This window comes from Phycicoccus sp. CSK15P-2 (assembly GCF_016888005.1).
Lineage (GTDB): Bacteria > Actinomycetota > Actinomycetes > Actinomycetales > Dermatophilaceae > Phycicoccus.
Genome location: NZ_JAFDVE010000011.1, coordinates 99,178 through 115,311, shown reverse-complemented (window position 1 = coordinate 115,311; position 16,134 = coordinate 99,178). Strand labels below are relative to the sequence as shown.

The following is a 16,134-nucleotide window of genomic DNA, read 5'->3' as shown; positions in this document are numbered from 1 at the left end:
GGCGCGGGCCGTTCAGGCGACGAGCCAGGCGGCCGCGGAGTCGATGTCCGTATGGGTGCACGCGAACCCGCCGGCCGCGAGGGCCTCGCCCACGACGCGTTGGCTCGCGAGGATCTCCCCGGCGAACTCCCCGAGTACGAGACGGAGTGCGGGGGACGGCGCGGGGAGCAGGGCGGGGCGGTCCAGGGCACGGCCGAGGGCCGCCACCACCTCGCGCTGCCGGGCGGGGGAGGGCGCCGCGAGGTTCACCGGCCCGGTGACCTCCGGATGGTCGACGAGGTGCAGCAGGGCCCCCACCGTGTCTGGCAGCGTGATCCAGGGCCAGAACTGGCGGCCAGAACCCAACGGCCCGGCCAGCCCCAGCCGCGCGAGGGTGAGCAGCCGGTCCATCGCGCCGCCCTTGCGCGCCAGGACGATGCCCGTGCGGACGACCGCGACAGGGGCCCCCGCCTCCACGGCCGGCTGCGTGGCGGCCTCCCAGGCGCGCGTCACGTCGGCGAGGAAGCCCGCACCGGGTGCGCTGCGCTCGGTGAGCTCCTCGTCGCCGCGGTCACCGTAGTAGCCGACGGCCGAGCCGCTCACGAGCCGCACCGGGCCGTCCATGGCCGCGACCGCTCCTGCCACGGCCGTCGTGCTGTCGGTGCGCGAGGCGAGGATCTCGTGCTTGTACGACGGGGTCCACCGGCGGTCGCCCACACCGGCCCCGGCGAGGTTGACGACGGCGTCGACCCCGTCGAGGACGGTCGGGTCGAGGTACCGGGAGGCCGGGTCCCACCGGACCTCGTCCGCTCCCGAGGGGGCACGGCGCACGAGCCGCACCACCTCGTCGCCGCGCTCACGGAGCGCGGCGACGAGCGCGGAACCGATCAGTCCGGACGAACCGGTGACGGCGACCCGGGCCATGGGAGCCGGACGTCAGAGACCGAGGTCGGCCTCGAACGCCCCCTCCTCGAGGCGCTGCTTCATCGTCGTCAGGAAGCGCGCCGCGTCGGCGCCGTCGACGATCCGGTGGTCGTACGACAGGGCGAGGTAGACCATCGAGCGCACCGCGATCGTCTCGCCGCCGTCCTCGTCGGTGACGACGACCGGGCGCTTGACGACCGCACCCGTGCCGAGGATGCCGACCTGCGGCTGGTTGATGATCGGGGTGTCGAACAACGCACCGCGCGACCCGGTGTTCGTGATCGTGAACGTGCCACCCGCCAGGTCGTCCGGGGTGATCTTGTTGCTGCGGGTCCGCTCCGCGACATCGGCGATGCCCCGGGCCAGCCCGGCGAGGTTGAGGTCACCCGCGTTCTTGACGACCGGGACGATGAGACCCTTCTCGGTGTCGACGGCGAACCCGACGTTCTCGACGGCGTGGTACGTGACCGCCTCGTTCTCGATGCTCGCGTTGACCATCGGGTGGGCCTTGAGGGCCTCGACCGCGGCGAGCGCGAAGAACGGCAGGAAGCTGAGCTTGGTGCCCTCGCGCCTGGCGAACTCGTTCTTCGAGCGGTCCCGCAGCCGCGAGATGCGCGTGACGTCGACCTCGACGACCGTCGTCAGCTGGGCCGAGACCTGGAGCGACTCGACCATCCGGCGCGCGATCGTCTTGCGCAGCCGGGACATCGGCTGCGTGGAGCCGCGGCGGCTCGTGTCGACGGAGGGCTTGCTCGCGGCCGGTGAGGTGGACCCGCCCGACGCAGGGGCGGCGGCCGGGGCCTTCTCCTGCTGCGGCTCCGGGGCCTTGCGGGCCTCGGCGGCGGCCAGGACGTCCTGCTTGCGGATGCGTCCGCCGATGCCGCTGCCCTCGATGCTCGAGAGGTCGATGTCGTGGTCCGCGGCGAGCTTGCGCACGAGCGGCGTGACGTAGGCCGAGGCGTCGCCGCCGGAGCCGGAGTCCTCGTGGCGCGGGGGCGCGGTGGAGCCTGACGACGCCGGGGCCTCGCTCTTCGGCTCCCGCTCGGTCGGCTCCTCGTCGGACGTGTCGTCGTCGCCGTCCTCGTCCTCGGCACCCTCCGCCGAGTCCTCCGCCTCGTCCTCGGACGCGTCGTCACCGGAGTCCTCGGTGGTGTCCTCGGCGGAGGGCTCCTCGGCCGGCTCCGGCTCGGGCTCGCTCTGCTGCCCGTCGTCGGCCGGACCGCCGCCCCCACTCCCGCCGACGACCGCGAGGTCCGCGCCGACCGGGACGGTCTCGTCCTCCTGGACGAGGATGCTTGTCAGCGTGCCTGCCGCGGGCGAGGGGATCTCGGTGTCGACCTTGTCGGTGGAGACCTCGAGGAGCGGCTCGTCGACGGCGACCTCGTCGCCCTCGGACTTGAGCCACCGCGTGATCGTGCCCTCGCTCACGGACTCACCGAGCGCCGGCATCTGCACGGTCGTACCCTCGCCGCCACCGGAGCCACCGCTGTCGCCGGAGCCACCGCTGTCGCCGGAGCCACCGCCGCCCTGGGGCTCGGCCGGCTCCTGCCCGCCCTCGTCACCCGCGTCGGCGACGTCGTCGGTGTCGGCCGGGTCCTCGACCTCGTCCGCCGGCCCGTCCGAGCCGTCGTCCCCGGAGTCGTCCGCGTCCGAGTCGGCCTCCTCGGATCCGGACTCCTCCGCCCCGGTCTCCGCCGAGCCGGAGTCACCGCCGCCGGACTCGGCACCGTCACCGATGACCGCGAGATCGGCGCCCACCGGCACGGTGTCGTCCTCCTCGACGAGGATCTCCTGCAGCGTGCCCGCCACCGGCGAGGGGATCTCGGTGTCGACCTTGTCGGTGGAGACCTCGAGGAGCGGCTCGTCGACCGCCACCTCGTCGCCCACACTCTTCAGCCACCGCGTCACGGTCCCCTCGGTGACGGACTCGCCGAGTGCGGGCATCTGTACACGTTCCGACATCAGTGCTGCTCTCCTTCGTGGGCGGTGGCGGTCATCACTCTAGTTGTGTGCGTGCAGCGGTTTGCCGGCGAGCGCCATGTGGGCTTCGCCGAGTGCCTCGTTCTGCGTCGGGTGCGCGTGCACGAAGGGAGCGACGTCCTCGGGGTAGGCCTCCCAGCCGACGATGAGCTGGGCCTCTCCGACCTGCTCGCCCATCCTCGAGCCGACCATGTGCAGGCCGACGACCGGCCCGTCGGTGACCCGGACGACCTTGACGAAGCCCTTGGTGCCGAGGATCTGGGACCGGCCGTTGCCCGCGAGGTTGTACTCGTAGGCCTCGACGGCGTCACCGTGCTCGGCGCGCGCCTGCTCCTCGGTGAGCCCGACGGACGCGACCTCGGGGTCGCAGTAGGTGACCCTGGGGACCTGGCTGTCGACGACCGGGACGGGGGAGAGGCCCGCGATCTCCTCGGCGACGAACACGCCCTGGGCGAAGCCACGGTGCGCGAGCTGGAGGCCGGGGACGATGTCGCCGACCGCCCACAGGCCGTCCACCCCGGTCCGGCAACGCTCGTCGGTGACGACGTACCCCCGCTCGAGGGTCACCCCCGCCTCCTCGTAGCCGAGCCCCTCGGTCACCGGTCCGCGTCCGACCGCGACGAGCAGCAGGTCACCGCGCAGCTCCTCCCCGCCCTCGAGCCGCACCGTGACGCCGTCGTCGTCCTGCGTGGCGGACTCGAACCGGGTGTCGGTGCGCACTGCGATCCCGCGCCCGCGGAAGGCCCGCTCGAGGGCCTTCGACGACGCCGGGTCCTCGGCGGAGACGAGACGCGGCAGGGCCTCGACGACCGTTACCTCGCACCCGAGAGAGCGCATGACGGAGGCGAGCTCGACGCCGATGACCCCGCCCCCGAGGACGACCACGCGCCACGGCATCTCGGTGAGGCCGAGCACGCCGTCGCTCGTCACGACCCGGCCGCCGAGCTCGAGCCCGGGGAGGGTGCTGGCCCGCGACCCGGTGGCGAGCACGACGTGCCGCCCGACGAGGCGACGGTCACCGACGACCACCGTGGACGGTCCGTCGAGCCGGCCCTCACCCTCGACGAGCTCGACCTCGCGAGACCTCACGAGCCCCTGCAGCCCTCGGTACAGCCGGTCGACGACGTGCTCGCGGTACGTCGTGAGAGCGGGGAGGTCGACGCCCTCGAAGCTCGACCGGACGCCGAACCGGTCGCCCTCGCGGGCGGCCTCGGCGACCTCCGCCGCGTGGAGCAACGCCTTGGTGGGGATGCACCCACGGTGCAGGCAGGTGCCGCCGAGGAGGTCCTTCTCGACGAGGGCGACCCGCATGCCGAGCTCGGCGGCCCGCAGCGCGCACGCGTAGCCGCCGCTGCCTCCCCCGAGGACGACGAGGTCATGGCTGGTCTCGGCGGTGGCCGACATCGCGTTCGGGTTCCTCTCGCTGCAGGGCGTGGTCCGCGCCGTCGGACGGGGGTGGCGTCGCCGGCGTCGTCCCGCATCCTGTCACTCCCGGCATCCGGGCACGAGGCGGATCCTCGGAGTGGTCAGCCCGCGGTCAGCGGCAGCGCCTATCGTGTGGGCATGGCGTTCTGGACCCGGGGCCGCCGCCGCTCGGCGAACCCCCACGACGGCAGCGACCTCGCGAGCGCGCGGTCGCACCTCACCGACTTCGCGCGGAGCCGCAGGGGGGTCGAGGCGTACGTCGAGCCCGCCACCCACGTCACGGCGACGACCGTCGTGCTCATCGCCCACGACGGCGAGTGGACGCGGCGGGCCCTGCCGTCGCGGCCGGTGGCGTTCGACGTCGCGCGCGACCTCGACGTGCCGGTCTACGACGTCAACCTCACCGGGTACCCGGCCCGGATGCGTGCCTGGACGGCCCGGCAGCGCGAGCAGGACGGCCGCTGACGGCATCCGCGCCCGGGCGGCGCCGCGGGGCTCAGCGCCCGGCGTGCTGCTCGACGAGCCCGACGAGGGTCCCGACGCCGTAGCCCGTCCCACCCTTGGGCACCCGCCCGCGGGCGGCCTTGGTGTTGAACGACGGTCCGGCGATGTCGATGTGCGCCCACGGGATGCCCTCGCCGACGAACTCGCCGAGGAAGATCGCCGCGGTGAGCATCCCGCCGTCGCGGTCCCCCTTGTGGGCGATGTCCGCGGTCGGGGTGTCCAGCTTGGCCCGCAGGGCAGCCGGGAGCGGCATGGCCCAGGAGTCCTCGCCCGAGGCGGCCCCGGCCGCGACGACCCGCGCGCGGAAGTCCTCGTCGTTGCCCATGACCCCGGCGACCTCCTCGCCGAGGGCCACGACCTGGGCGCCGGTGAGCGTCGCGATGTCGACGATCCAGTCGGGCTTCTTCTCGCTGGCGAGGCAGATGCCGTCGCCGAGGACCATCCGGCCCTCGGCGTCGGTGTCGAGGATCTCGACGCTCGTGCCGTCGCGCATGACGACGACGTCGCTCGGCCGCTGGGCGCCGCCTCCGGGCATGTTCTCGGCGAGGCAGAGGTAGCCGGTGACGGCGACCGGTAGCCCGAGCTCGGCCGCGGCGAGGACGGTGGCCGCGACGGCGGCGGAGCCGGCCATGTCGCTCTTCATCGTCACCATCCCGGTGGACGGCTTGATGTTCAGGCCGCCGGAGTCGAAGGTGATGCCCTTGCCGACGAGGGCCACCGACCCCTTGGCACCGGACGGGGACCACGACATCGTGACGATGCGCGGCGGGTTGGCCGAGCCCTGCCCCACGCCGACGATGCCGCCGAAGCCACCCTTCGCGAGCGCCTTCTCGTCGAGGACGGACACCGAGATCTTTGCGCTCGACGCCGAGGCACGTTTCTTGACGGCGTCCGCGAAGGACTGCGGGTAGAGCAGGTTCGGTGGGGTGTTGACGAGGTCCCGGGCCCAGTCGCGGGCCGCGCCGACGACGCCCGCACGGCTCACGGCCTCCCGGACCGCCTTGCCCTGGCCGGCACCGGACACGACCGTCACCTTGGGACCGGCACCCGGGGCGGTGCCGCCCTTGCGGGCCCTGCGTCCGGCGAGCGGCGCCGCCTTGTCGTAGAGGTAGCAGCCGGCGAACGCGCCGTCCGCGACGGCCGCGACGCTCTCGGCGTCCGGCGTGGGCAGCGCGACCGCCACGGTCTTCTTGCCGCGGACCGAGCGCAGCGCGTGCCCAGCGGCGTCCCGGAGCGCGTCGGCGCCGAACGAGGTCGTGCGCGCCGTGCCGTCCCCGAGGCCGGCGACGACGACCGAGGTGGCCTTGACCCCCGGGACCGCGACGACCCGGTGCGCCTCGCCCGGCGCCCCGGTGGCCTCGAGGTCGGCGAGGACGGCCTGGAGGTGTACGACCGCCTTGCGGGGCAGGCCGTGCCCCGCCGCGAGGGCGGCTCCGTCGTCGGTCCGTACCGACCCCACGACGAGGGTGTCCACGGGGAGGTCTGAGGCGGTCTTGGTCGAGACGGACAGCGCAGTCATGCTCGGCAGACTATCCGGGCCGGTGGGTGTCCACGACCCGCGGTACGGTGCCTGGCATGACCGACCCCAAGCTCTCGCCGCTGCACGACCGGCACGTCGCCCTCGGCGCGAGGACGGCCGACTTCGGGGGCTGGTCGATGCCCCTGGAGTACCCCGGCGGCGGCGTCGTCGCGGAGCACACGGCGGTGCGCACGAAGGTCGGCCTCTTCGACGTCTCGCACCTCGGCAAGGCGCGGGTCTCCGGTCCGGGGGCCGCGGACCTCGTCAACGCGTGCCTCACCAACGACCTGCGTCGGATCGGTCCCGGCCAGGCGCAGTACACCATGTGCTGCACCGAGACCGGCGGCGTCGTCGACGACCTCATCCAGTACCTGCGCAGCGACGACGACGTCTTCCTCGTCCCGAACGCCGCGAACACCGCCGAGGTCGTCCGGATGCTTGCCGCGGCCGCGCCGGAGGGCGTGGGCGTCGAGGACCTGCACGAGGGGTACGGCGTGCTCGCCGTGCAGGGGCCGAGCTCGGACGAGGTCCTCACCCGCTTGGGGCTGCCCGTCGACCACGACTACATGAGCTTCGTCGAGACCGAGTGGGAGGGCCGACCGGTCATCGTCTGCCGCACCGGCTACACGGGGGAGCGCGGCTACGAGCTCGTCCCCGCGTGGGACGACTCCGCGGCGCTGTGGGACGCCCTCGCCGAGGCCGTGGCCGCCGAGGGCGGTCTGCCGGCCGGGCTCGGCGCGCGGGACACGCTGCGCACCGAGATGGGCTACCCGCTGCACGGCAACGACCTCTCGCTCGACATCACGCCGGTGATGGCCGGTGCGGCGTGGGCCGTCGGCTGGGACAAGGAGTCGTTCTGGGGCAGGGAGGCGCTGACCGCCGAGCGTGCGGCCAAGGAGACCCGGCTCCTTCGGGGGCTCGTCGTCACCGGGCGGGGCATCCCCCGTGCGCACTGTGCCGTCACGGACGCCTCGGGCGGGGTGGTCGGGGAGGTCACGTCGGGGACGTTCTCGCCCACCCGGAAGCAGGGCGTCGCGTTGGCGCTGCTCGACCGCTCGGTCGCCCTCGGCGACGAGGTCGTCATCGACGTGCGGGGCCGGGAGGTCGCCGCCACCGTCACCAAACCGCCCTTCGTCGAGACGGGGGTGCGGTCGTCGTGAGCGAGCAGTGGACGTGGTCCTACGCCGGACCCGACGGCGCCGAGGTCACCGCGGAGCCGGCGACGGCGACGGCGTTCCCCACCCAGTCCGACGCCGAGAGCTGGCTGGGCGAGGTGTGGCGCGAGCTCGCCGGCGCCGGCGTGGCCACGGTGACCCTCCTCCGCGACGGTGAGGTCGTCTACGGCCCGATGGGCCTCGAACCAGCCGATCCTCCCTGAGGGGTGTCGCACCGGCGCCACCCACCGCACCGCGCGAGCGCCCACCCCGCTCGCCCATGGTCTGGAACCGGCCACAGTTCTGAGGAATGTGTGTGGAAGGCATCCTCAGTATTTCCCCAAGACCTCCGTGCGGGGAATTGCCGATGATGACGGGCGATGTTCTGCAGGATCAGGAGCGTCGGGGTGACCCCACCGTGGAGCCGTAGGTGCTGACGCCCTGTCGCAGCGACGCTCCAACGTGCCGGCATCGCTGAGACCGGCAGAGTAGGAACGACATGACATCGCTCGGAGCGACGACGCTGCTGCAGTCCCGCACGGAGGAGGAGCGTCGAGAGGACTTCCGTGCCTCCCTCCCGTCGTGGACGGTGGCCGCCGCGGGGGCATGGGCCTGCGCCCTGACGGCCGCTCTCATCGGGCTGGCCCAGCTGGCCGGGCTCGTCGCGCAGGTGGTCCTCGACGGTGAGTCCGCCTCCCTGACGACCCTCACCGGCCCGGGGGCGCTGACCACCCCGCGCGGCGAGCTCGTCGCCACGTGGACCGCGCTGGCCGGAGCCGCCTCCACCAGGCCGGCGCTCGACGGATGGGTCACCGCGTACGCGGTCGTCGACGTCGTGTTCGCCCTGCTGTACGGCCTGGCCGCCGTCCTGCTCCTCGGCCGCCGGGCGCTCGCCGTCGCGGACGGGAGGGGCTGGACCGTCGCTGCGGTGGTCCTCGTGGCCCTCGGTGCGGGCGCGGACCTCGCCGGGTCGGGTCTCCTGCTGGGCCTGGCGGGCGGTGACCCGGACCTGCTCGTCACCGCCTCGCGGGCCACCTGGCTCTGCCTCGCCCTCGCGGCCCTCGCCGCGGTCGTCGGGCGGCGCCAGGCCCGTGACCTCCTACGCGGCCCGGACCATCCGACGCCCTACGAGCCCGGCGAGCCCGCCACCCCGCCCGGGGTGGGGCGCCAGGTGTTGTCCGGCCTGTACACCCATCGGTTCTCGCTGCTCGTCGTCGTGCCGTTCGCCGCGCTGGGGCTCGCCTCGGGGGCGGACATTCTCGACCAGATGCCCGACGTCCACCGGCGCTGGGCGGACGGCGCCGCCGGCGCGCGCCTCACCATGGCGGGCACGCTCACCGCGGTGGTGATGATGGTCGTCGCGGTCGTCGGCCGGCTGCGCAGCCACTACGTCGCGATGCAGGTCCTGCCGGACGCGGCGCCCTACCGCCGCCCGGCGCTCCTCCCGTGGTTCGTCACCGGCGCGGCGCTCCTCGTCGGCGCCGGGGTGTCCGTGCTGGTCGTCGAGGACGCGGACGTCATCCTCGCGCGCCTCGCGGTCTCCGTGCTCGTCCCCTGGGTGCTGTGGCTCGGCTCGGTGCTGCTGCGGTGGGCCGGCGGCGGGGTCCTGTGGAGCAGGTACCTGCGTCCGGCCACCCGGGAGTCGGCGCGCACCGTGCGGGTCGTCGGCGACGTCGTCGCGGTGCTCGTCCTCGCTATCCCGGCGCTCGGGCTGGTCCGCTCCTTCGCCGCGCCCGTCGCGCTCGGCGAGCGCGGCTGGTCGCTGGCGTGCCTCCTCGTCGGTCTGCTCGGGGCTCTCGTGGTCTGGCCCGCCGCGCTGCTCGTCGGGCAGGCCCTCGCCCGCTTCGCCCATCCTGCGCTCCTCGTCGCGCTCACCCCGGGCGCGGAGCTCGACCCGGCCGCCCGAGGCCGGGCCCGTGCCGTCGGCTGGGCGCTCCTCGTGGGCGGGGTCTCCCTCTTCGTCGCCCTGGGCCTGCGGCCGCGGTCGTTCGTCACGCACCTCGGGGTCATCGAGGTCGTGCTCCTCGCGGTCACCGCGGTCGCCGTCCCGCTCGGTGCCACGGTGCTGCTGCTGCAGGGCGGCGGAGCACCCGACCTCCTGTCCCGCCCGGGGACCCCTGTGCTGCGTACTGCACCGGTGATGACCCTCGTCGTCGCCACCGCCGCCGGCATCGGTCTCACCGGCAGCGACGCGCGGGTGCACGGACTACGGACTCTGGCCGAGGCCCCGCCGGGCTCGCGCACCGTGGCGGACCGGCCAGGCCTCGACGACCGTGCCCGTGGTCTCCTGGCCGACCCCACGTGTGGTGCGCCCCTGCCCGGCACACCCCACCGTGTCCGCCCGCTCTTCCTGCTCGCGGCCGAGGGCGGTGGCATCAGGGCCGCCGCGTGGACGGCCCTCGGCACCGACGCGCTGCACGAGGCGGGTGGGCCCTGCGGGGAGGCCCTCATGTCGTCGGGGGCCAGCGGGGGCGCGGTCGGGCTCACCGTCACCGCCGCGACCGACGACGGCGCGGCCTTCGAGGCGGTGCGCCGGATGGCCGGTCCGGACGCCCTGGGCGTCGCCATGGCCGGCCTGCTCGTCCGCGACCCGGTCCGGTCCGTCGCCGGCGTCCCGTTCCCGGCCGACGAGCCCGGCTGGGTCGACCGCGCCGGCCTCGTCGAGCGCGAGTGGGAGCGCGCGGTCACCGGTCTGGACCGGCCGTTCCTCGACGTCGGTACCGGCCGCGTGACGGGGGCACTGGTCCTCAACTCGACATCGGTGGCCACGCGATGCCGCACGCTCCTCAGCCAGGCGGCGCTCGACCCCGACGCCGTCCCGCGCGACTGCCGCACGCCCACCTCGCCACCCGGCAGCGTCGACCTCCTGCCCACCCTGCGGTCGGGGTGCACGGGCCCGCCACCCACGCTGCGGGCCAGCACCGTGGCGCTGCTCGCCTCGCGGTTCCCGTACGTCACGCCGTCCGGCGTCGTGACGAGCGGGTGCGCGCCCGGGGAGCCGGACCCCGACGCTCAGCAGATCGTCGACGGCGGCTACGCCGACAACGACGGCATCGGGACCGTCGTCGACCTCGCGTCACGGTGGCTGCCCGTCGTGCGGGCGCACAACGCGGCCGTGCTCGCCGGGTCGGGGGATGCCCTCGTCCTGCCGGTCGTCCTCTACCTCGACAACGGCTCCGGCAGCGACCTCCGGGTCGAGGCCCCGGGCGCCAGGAACGAGGCCCTCGTCCCGCTCGTCACCCAGGGAGCGGCCCGGGCCGCGCTGTCGTCCACCGACGCCCAGCTGCACCGTGTCGCCGCGACGCTGGGGACCGACCAGGTCGTCCCCGGATGCGGGACGGGGCCGGAGAGCGAGCCGCCCGAGGTCTGCGCGGCGCTCGACACCTGGCGCGGTCCGGTGGCCAAGGTCTTCTTCCAACCGACCCGCCCCTCGATCGCCGCCCCCCTCGGCTGGGTCCTCTCGCAGCAGTCCCTCGACGGCCTCACCTGTGCCCGCGACGACCAGGTGGCCCGGTCCGGTGTCCCGCCGGTCTCGGAGGTGGAGTGCGGCGCCGAGCCCGTGGTCGACACCTCGCCCGACGTCCTGCCACGGGACGGGGGGAGCAGCGGGTGCGGGGACCGGAGCCGGCGCGACGCCTCACCCCTGGCCGTCCGGGGATACGGGACCATGCTGTCCGCCCTGTGCCTCGCGCGGGAGGCGCGCACCGGCGGATGACCGACGGTCAGGTCGGGTACTGGCCCCGCTCGACCTGCGCCCGGGGCATCCGCTGCCGGCGCATCTGGAAGGCCCGGAGCACGGCGTAGTAGCCGCTGCCCCGGCCCAGGGCGTCGGCGCCGAACTTCTCGACCGCCTTCCGCTTGAGGCCGCGCCACATGAGGAAGGTGTCGACGGCGACGACGAACACCGAGGTCCAGGTGAGCAGCACGCTGATCGAGAACACGAGCTGGTTGCGGACCAGGCTGAGGGCGAGGACGACGAGCATGACCGGCAGGAGGAGCTCGGCGATGTTGCGTCGGGCGTCGACGTAGTCGCGGATGAAGCGGCGGACCGGCCCCTTGTCGCGGGGCGGCAGGTGCGCCTCGTCGCCGGTCTCCAGGGCGCGCCGGGTGCGGGCGAGCTGCTCACGCCGCTTGAGGCGGTCCTGGCGCTTGGCCTCCTTGCGATCGGTGACGACGAGGGGGCGCTTGCGCGCGGCCTCTTGGTCGCGCCGCTTGGGGGTCGGGCGGTTCTTCGCGCCGTCGCGCTCCTGCCGTTCCTCGACCTCGGGAGCCTCGTCACCGGTCCTGCCACGTCCGAACACGGCCACGAGTCTAGGTGCTCGGCGGCGAGGGCCTGTCCAGGCTCGGACCCGGCCGTGCCCGACGCTCCCCGGCGATGGGTAGGGTCGGCTGACGTGACCGACGAGCTGACGACCGACCGGGTGGAGGCCGTGCGCGCACGGGTCCACGAGTTCATGCCGCAGGTGCGCGCCGACCTCGAGGCCCTGACCCGCATCCCGTCGGTGTCCCTCGACGCCTTCGACCAGGCCCACGTCGAGGCCAGTGCCGAGGCCACCGCCGCGCTCCTGCGCGCCGAGGGCCTCGACGTCGAGATCGTCCGCGAGGGCGGGCGTCCGGCCGTCATCGGACACCGGGCGGCTCCTGCCGGTGCGCCCACCGTCATGCTCTACGCCCACCACGACGTCCAGCCGCCCGGCGACGACGCGCTGTGGGACAGCCCGCCGTTCGAGCCCACCGAGCGCGACGGCCGCCTCTACGGGCGCGGCGCCGCCGACGACAAGGCCGGGGTGATGGCGCACGTCGCCGCGCTGCGGGCGCACGGCGACGACCTCCCGGTCGGCGTGACCGTCTTCGTCGAGGGCGAGGAGGAGATCGGCAGCGACTCGCTCCCGACCATCCTCGAGCGGCACGGTGAGCGGCTGCGCGCGGACGCCATCGTCCTCGCCGACAGCATGAACTGGGACCTCGGCGTCCCGGCCCTCACGACGACCCTGCGCGGCATGATCCGCGTCGTCGTCACCGTCACGACGCTCGACCACGGCGTGCACTCCGGGATGTTCGGGGGCGCGGTGCCGGACGCCGTCATGGCCCTGGTCCGGCTCCTCGCGACGATGCACGACGACGCCGGCGACGTCGCCGTCGCCGGGCTGTCCGCCGGAGAGGCCGCCGACCTCGACTACCCGGAGGAGCGGCTGCGCGCCGAGTCCGGCCTGCTCGACGGGGTCGAGGTCATCGGCAGCGGCTCGCTGCTGTCCCGGCTGTGGACCCGTCCGGCCGTCACGACCATCGGGATCGACGCCCCGAGCATCGAGCGCTCCTCCAACACCCTGGTCCCCTCCGTCCGGGCCAAGATCTCGATGCGGCTCGCGCCCGACCAGGACGACCTCGCGGCGTACGAGCTGCTCCGCGAGCACCTGCTGGCCCACGCGCCGTGGGGGGCCCGGGTCGACGTCGAGCTCGACGAGAAAGGGCTCGGCTTCGCGGCCGACGCAGATGGTCCGGTCTACGACCAGGCCCGGACGGCGTTCACCGACGCGTGGGGCACCGAGCCGGTCGACATCGGCGTCGGTGGGTCGATCCCGTTCGTCGCCGCGTTCGCCGAGCGGTTCCCCGAGGCGGCGATCCTCGTCACCGGGGTCGAGGACCCCGACACCCGCGCGCACGGCGCCAACGAGTCGCTGCACCTCGAGGAGTTCGAGAAGGTCTGTGTCGCGGAGGCCGTGCTGCTGGCACGCCTCGGCGCGATGCGTCACTGACGAAGGAGACACCATGGCCCAGGGAAGCTACGTCGAGGACGACTTCCAGCGTGACACGACGTACATCGAGGACCGCGTCACCGCCGGTGGCGCCGGGGAGCGCGAGTGGCCGGTCGAGCCGGGCCGGTACCGCCTCGTCGTGGCCCGGGCGTGCCCGTGGGCCAACCGGGCGATCATCGTGCGGCGTCTTCTCGGTCTCGAGGACGCCCTGTCGATGGGTGTCTGCGGGCCCACCCACGACGAGGACTCGTGGACCTTCGACCTCGACCAGGGCGGGGTCGACCCGGTGCTCGGCGTCCCGCGGCTCAAGGACGCCTACCTCGAGCGGTTCCCGGACTACGAACGCGGGATCACGGTGCCCGCGCTGGTCGAGGTGGAGTCCGGGAAGGTCGTGACGAACGACTTCGCCCAGATGACACTCGACCTGTCGGGGGAGTGGGCGGAGCACCACCGGGACGGCGCGCCGGACCTCTACCCCGAGGCGCTGCGCGACGAGATGGACGACGTCATGCAGCGCGTCTACACCGAGGTCAACAACGGCGTGTACCGGTGCGGGTTCGCCGGGACGCAGAAGGCGTACGAGGACGCCTACGCCCGGCTGTTCGACGCCCTGGACTGGCTGGGAGAGCGGCTGTCCGACCGGCGCTACCTCATGGGGGAGACGGTCACCGAGGCCGACGTCCGGCTCTTCACGACGCTCGCCCGTTTCGACGCCGTCTACCACGGCCACTTCAAGTGCAACCGGCAGAAGCTCTCGGAGATGCCGGTGTTGTGGGCGTACGCGCGTGACCTGTTCCAGACCCCGGGGTTCGGCGACACGCTGGACTTCGCCCACATCAAGAGCCACTACTACGAGGTGCACCGGGACATCAACCCGACCGGCGTCGTACCGCTCGGCCCGGACCCCACCGGCTGGGGCACCCCGCACGGGCGGGAGGCCCTCGGGGGCCGGCCGTTCGGTGACGGCACGCCCCCCGGCCCGCCGCCCGAGGGCGAGCGGGTCGACCCGGCGCACAACCTCCTCGTCGGCGTGGACGGCCTCGTCCACCCGTCCTGACCCCTCCCCGGACCCCGACTTTCTCGCCTGATGCCCGAACGTCGGGTCGGGCACCCCGACGTTCGGGGTGCGTGACCGGAGCTTCCGGCATCAGGCGAGAAAGCTCCACGGGGGTCGTCCGTCCGGGCCGAGCCGGCGCGGCGGGTTGGCGTGCGCTGCGGCGCCGCCGGTACGATGAACGACACGCGCGCGCTCCGCGCCGACGCGTTCCCTGAGACCTCTCGTCCTGCCCGGTGTCGTGCGGGGCCTGCCTCGGCGTGCCCGAGGCGACCACCCCCGACCCCGGAGCACTCGTGTCCCGTCCTGCCCCTGCCGCCGCAACCACCGAGCCGGCCCGCTTCTCCCACGAGGAGGAGACCACCTCGGTCCTGGCCGCCCTGCGCTCGCCCGCGAAGCTGCGCACCGAGGTCCTCGCCGGTCTCGTCGTCGCGCTCGCGCTCATCCCCGAGGCGATCTCGTTCTCGATCATCGCCGGGGTCGACCCTCGGGTCGGCCTCTTCGCCTCGTTCACGATGGCCGTCTCCATCGCCTTCCTCGGCGGCCGTCCGGCGATGATCTCCGCCGCGACCGGGGCGATCGCCCTCGTCATCGCGCCGGTCGTGCGTGACCACGGCCTGGACTACCTCCTCGCGACGGTCGTCCTCGGTGGCCTCATCCAGGTCGTTCTCGCGCTGCTCGGCGTGGCCCGTCTCATGCGCTTCGTCCCGCGCTCGGTCATGGTCGGGTTCGTCAACTCGCTGGCCATCCTCATCTTCATGGCACAGCTGCCGCACCTCATCGACGTCCCATGGCTCGTCTACCCGCTCGTCGCCGTCGCACTCGCCGTGATCGTCCTGCTCCCGCGGGTCACGACCGCCGTGCCGGCCCCGCTCGTCGCGATCGTGGGCCTCACGGTCGTCACGGTCGCGGCCGCCGTCGCCGTGCCGACGGTCGGCGACGAGGGGGCGCTGCCGGACAGCCTGCCCGGTCTCGTGCTCCCTGACGTCCCGTTCACCCTCGAGACGCTGCGGGTCATCGCGCCGTACGCGCTCGCGATGGCGCTCGTCGGCCTCATGGAGTCGCTCATGACGGCCAAGCTCGTCGACGAGATCACCGACACCCACTCGAACAAGACCCGCGAGTCGTGGGGTCAGGGCGTCGCCAACCTCGTCACCGGCTTCTTCGGCGGGATGGGCGGCTGCGCGATGATCGGCCAGACGATGATCAACGTCAAGGCGTCCGGCGCCCGGACGCGGATCTCGACCTTCCTCGCCGGCGTCTTCTTGCTCGTGCTCGTCGTCGTCCTCGGTGACCTCGTCGGCCTCATCCCGATGGCGGCCCTCGTCGCCGTCATGGTCATGGTGTCGGTCGCCACCTTCGACTGGCACAGCGTTCGGCCGTCGACGCTGCGGCGGATGCCGCGCAGCGAGACGACCGTCATGGTGACGACCGTCGCCGTCGTCGTGCTCACCCACAACCTCGCGATCGGCGTCGGGGTCGGCGTGCTCGCGGCGATGGTCCTCTTCGCCCGCCGGGTCGCGCACCTGACGAACGTCGTCGAGGTGCCGACCGACGTCGCGGACACCAAGGTCTACGCGGTGCAGGGCGAGCTGTTCTTCGCGTCGAGCAACGACCTCGTCACCCAGTTCGACTACGTCGGCGACCCGGCGCGCGTCGTCATCGACCTGACGGCGGCGCGGGTGTGGGACGCCTCCAGCGTGGCGGCCCTCGACGCGGTCGTCCACCGGTACGCCCAGAAGGGCAAGACCGCGGAGGTCATGGGGCTCGACGGCCACAGCCTCGACCGCCACGAGCGGCTCGCCGGGCACCTCACCGGCGCCCACTGACCCCGGCTCT

The 16,134-nt window shown here is 73.8% G+C and carries 12 protein-coding genes; 7 read left to right on the top strand and 5 right to left on the bottom strand.

All coding sequences use genetic code 11. The annotated features are described in order from the left end of the window. Nucleotides 1-12 precede the first annotated feature (12 nt). The 3 genes from JQN72_RS07460 to lpdA are packed head-to-tail and all read right to left on the bottom strand — an operon-like array spanning nt 13 to nt 4,287. Nucleotides 13-903: a TIGR01777 family oxidoreductase gene (locus JQN72_RS07460; RefSeq protein WP_204134535.1), complete on the bottom strand. Its 891-nt coding sequence runs from the start codon at nt 901-903 to the stop codon at nt 13-15. Between the two features lie 12 nt (nt 904-915). Next, the gene (gene sucB, locus JQN72_RS07455) at nt 916-2,865 is read right to left on the bottom strand and encodes a 2-oxoglutarate dehydrogenase, E2 component, dihydrolipoamide succinyltransferase (protein ID WP_204134534.1); all 1,950 of its coding nucleotides are present in this window, start codon (nt 2,863-2,865) and stop codon (nt 916-918) included. A 39-nt stretch (nt 2,866-2,904) separates the two neighbouring features. Next, entirely contained in the window at nt 2,905-4,287 is a 1,383-nt protein-coding gene (lpdA, locus tag JQN72_RS07450) for a dihydrolipoyl dehydrogenase (protein WP_204134533.1), read from the bottom strand. A gap of 159 nt (nt 4,288-4,446) precedes the next feature. Here lpdA and JQN72_RS07445 point away from each other — a divergent pair, with 159 nt between their 5' ends. Next, entirely contained in the window at nt 4,447-4,773 is a 327-nt protein-coding gene (locus tag JQN72_RS07445; protein WP_204134532.1) for a hypothetical protein, read from the top strand. A gap of 31 nt (nt 4,774-4,804) precedes the next feature. Here JQN72_RS07445 and JQN72_RS07440 read toward each other — a convergent pair whose 3' ends face one another. Then, nucleotides 4,805-6,331, bottom strand: a complete 1,527-nt coding sequence (locus tag JQN72_RS07440) for a leucyl aminopeptidase (protein WP_204134531.1) — start codon at nt 6,329-6,331, stop codon at nt 4,805-4,807. A 56-nt stretch (nt 6,332-6,387) separates the two neighbouring features. Between JQN72_RS07440 and gcvT the strand changes: the two genes are divergently transcribed. The 3 genes from gcvT (at nt 6,388) to JQN72_RS07425 (ending at nt 11,200) form a co-directional block, all read left to right on the top strand. Next, on the top strand, nt 6,388-7,491 hold the full coding sequence (gene gcvT / locus JQN72_RS07435; protein ID WP_204134530.1) for a glycine cleavage system aminomethyltransferase GcvT: 1,104 nt from the start codon (nt 6,388-6,390) through the stop codon (nt 7,489-7,491). Then, entirely contained in the window at nt 7,488-7,709 is a 222-nt protein-coding gene (locus JQN72_RS07430; RefSeq protein ID WP_204134529.1) for a hypothetical protein, read from the top strand. The genes gcvT and JQN72_RS07430 overlap by 4 nt, the downstream gene beginning before the upstream one ends. A gap of 275 nt (nt 7,710-7,984) precedes the next feature. Then, a complete protein-coding gene (locus JQN72_RS07425; RefSeq protein ID WP_204134528.1) occupies nt 7,985-11,200 on the top strand; it encodes a hypothetical protein in 3,216 nt (1,071 codons plus the stop codon). Between the two features lie 7 nt (nt 11,201-11,207). Here JQN72_RS07425 and JQN72_RS07420 read toward each other — a convergent pair whose 3' ends face one another. After that, entirely contained in the window at nt 11,208-11,786 is a 579-nt protein-coding gene (locus JQN72_RS07420) for a DUF3043 domain-containing protein (protein ID WP_204134527.1), read from the bottom strand. Nucleotides 11,787-11,879: 93 nt separating this feature from the next. Here JQN72_RS07420 and JQN72_RS07415 point away from each other — a divergent pair, with 93 nt between their 5' ends. The 3 genes from JQN72_RS07415 (at nt 11,880) to JQN72_RS07405 (ending at nt 16,124) form a co-directional block, all read left to right on the top strand. Continuing rightward, entirely contained in the window at nt 11,880-13,241 is a 1,362-nt protein-coding gene (locus tag JQN72_RS07415) for a dipeptidase (RefSeq protein ID WP_204134526.1), read from the top strand. A 13-nt stretch (nt 13,242-13,254) separates the two neighbouring features. Beyond that, nucleotides 13,255-14,298: a glutathione S-transferase family protein gene (locus tag JQN72_RS07410; RefSeq protein WP_204134525.1), complete on the top strand. Its 1,044-nt coding sequence runs from the start codon at nt 13,255-13,257 to the stop codon at nt 14,296-14,298. A gap of 257 nt (nt 14,299-14,555) precedes the next feature. Next, the gene (locus JQN72_RS07405) at nt 14,556-16,124 is read left to right on the top strand and encodes a SulP family inorganic anion transporter (protein WP_374190881.1); all 1,569 of its coding nucleotides are present in this window, start codon (nt 14,556-14,558) and stop codon (nt 16,122-16,124) included. Nucleotides 16,125-16,134: the final 10 nt, after the last annotated feature.

Coding starts and splice junctions, on each gene's coding strand:
- JQN72_RS07460 (WP_204134535.1), bottom strand. CDS start 903: ATGGCCCGGGTCGCCGTCACCGGTTCGTCCGGACTGATCGGTTCCGCG.
- sucB (WP_204134534.1), bottom strand. CDS start 2,865: ATGTCGGAACGTGTACAGATGCCCGCACTCGGCGAGTCCGTCACCGAG.
- lpdA (WP_204134533.1), bottom strand. CDS start 4,287: ATGTCGGCCACCGCCGAGACCAGCCATGACCTCGTCGTCCTCGGGGGA.
- JQN72_RS07445 (WP_204134532.1), top strand. CDS start 4,447: ATGGCGTTCTGGACCCGGGGCCGCCGCCGCTCGGCGAACCCCCACGAC.
- JQN72_RS07440 (WP_204134531.1), bottom strand. CDS start 6,331: ATGACTGCGCTGTCCGTCTCGACCAAGACCGCCTCAGACCTCCCCGTG.
- gcvT (WP_204134530.1), top strand. CDS start 6,388: ATGACCGACCCCAAGCTCTCGCCGCTGCACGACCGGCACGTCGCCCTC.
- JQN72_RS07425 (WP_204134528.1), top strand. CDS start 7,985: ATGACATCGCTCGGAGCGACGACGCTGCTGCAGTCCCGCACGGAGGAG.
- JQN72_RS07410 (WP_204134525.1), top strand. CDS start 13,255: ATGGCCCAGGGAAGCTACGTCGAGGACGACTTCCAGCGTGACACGACG.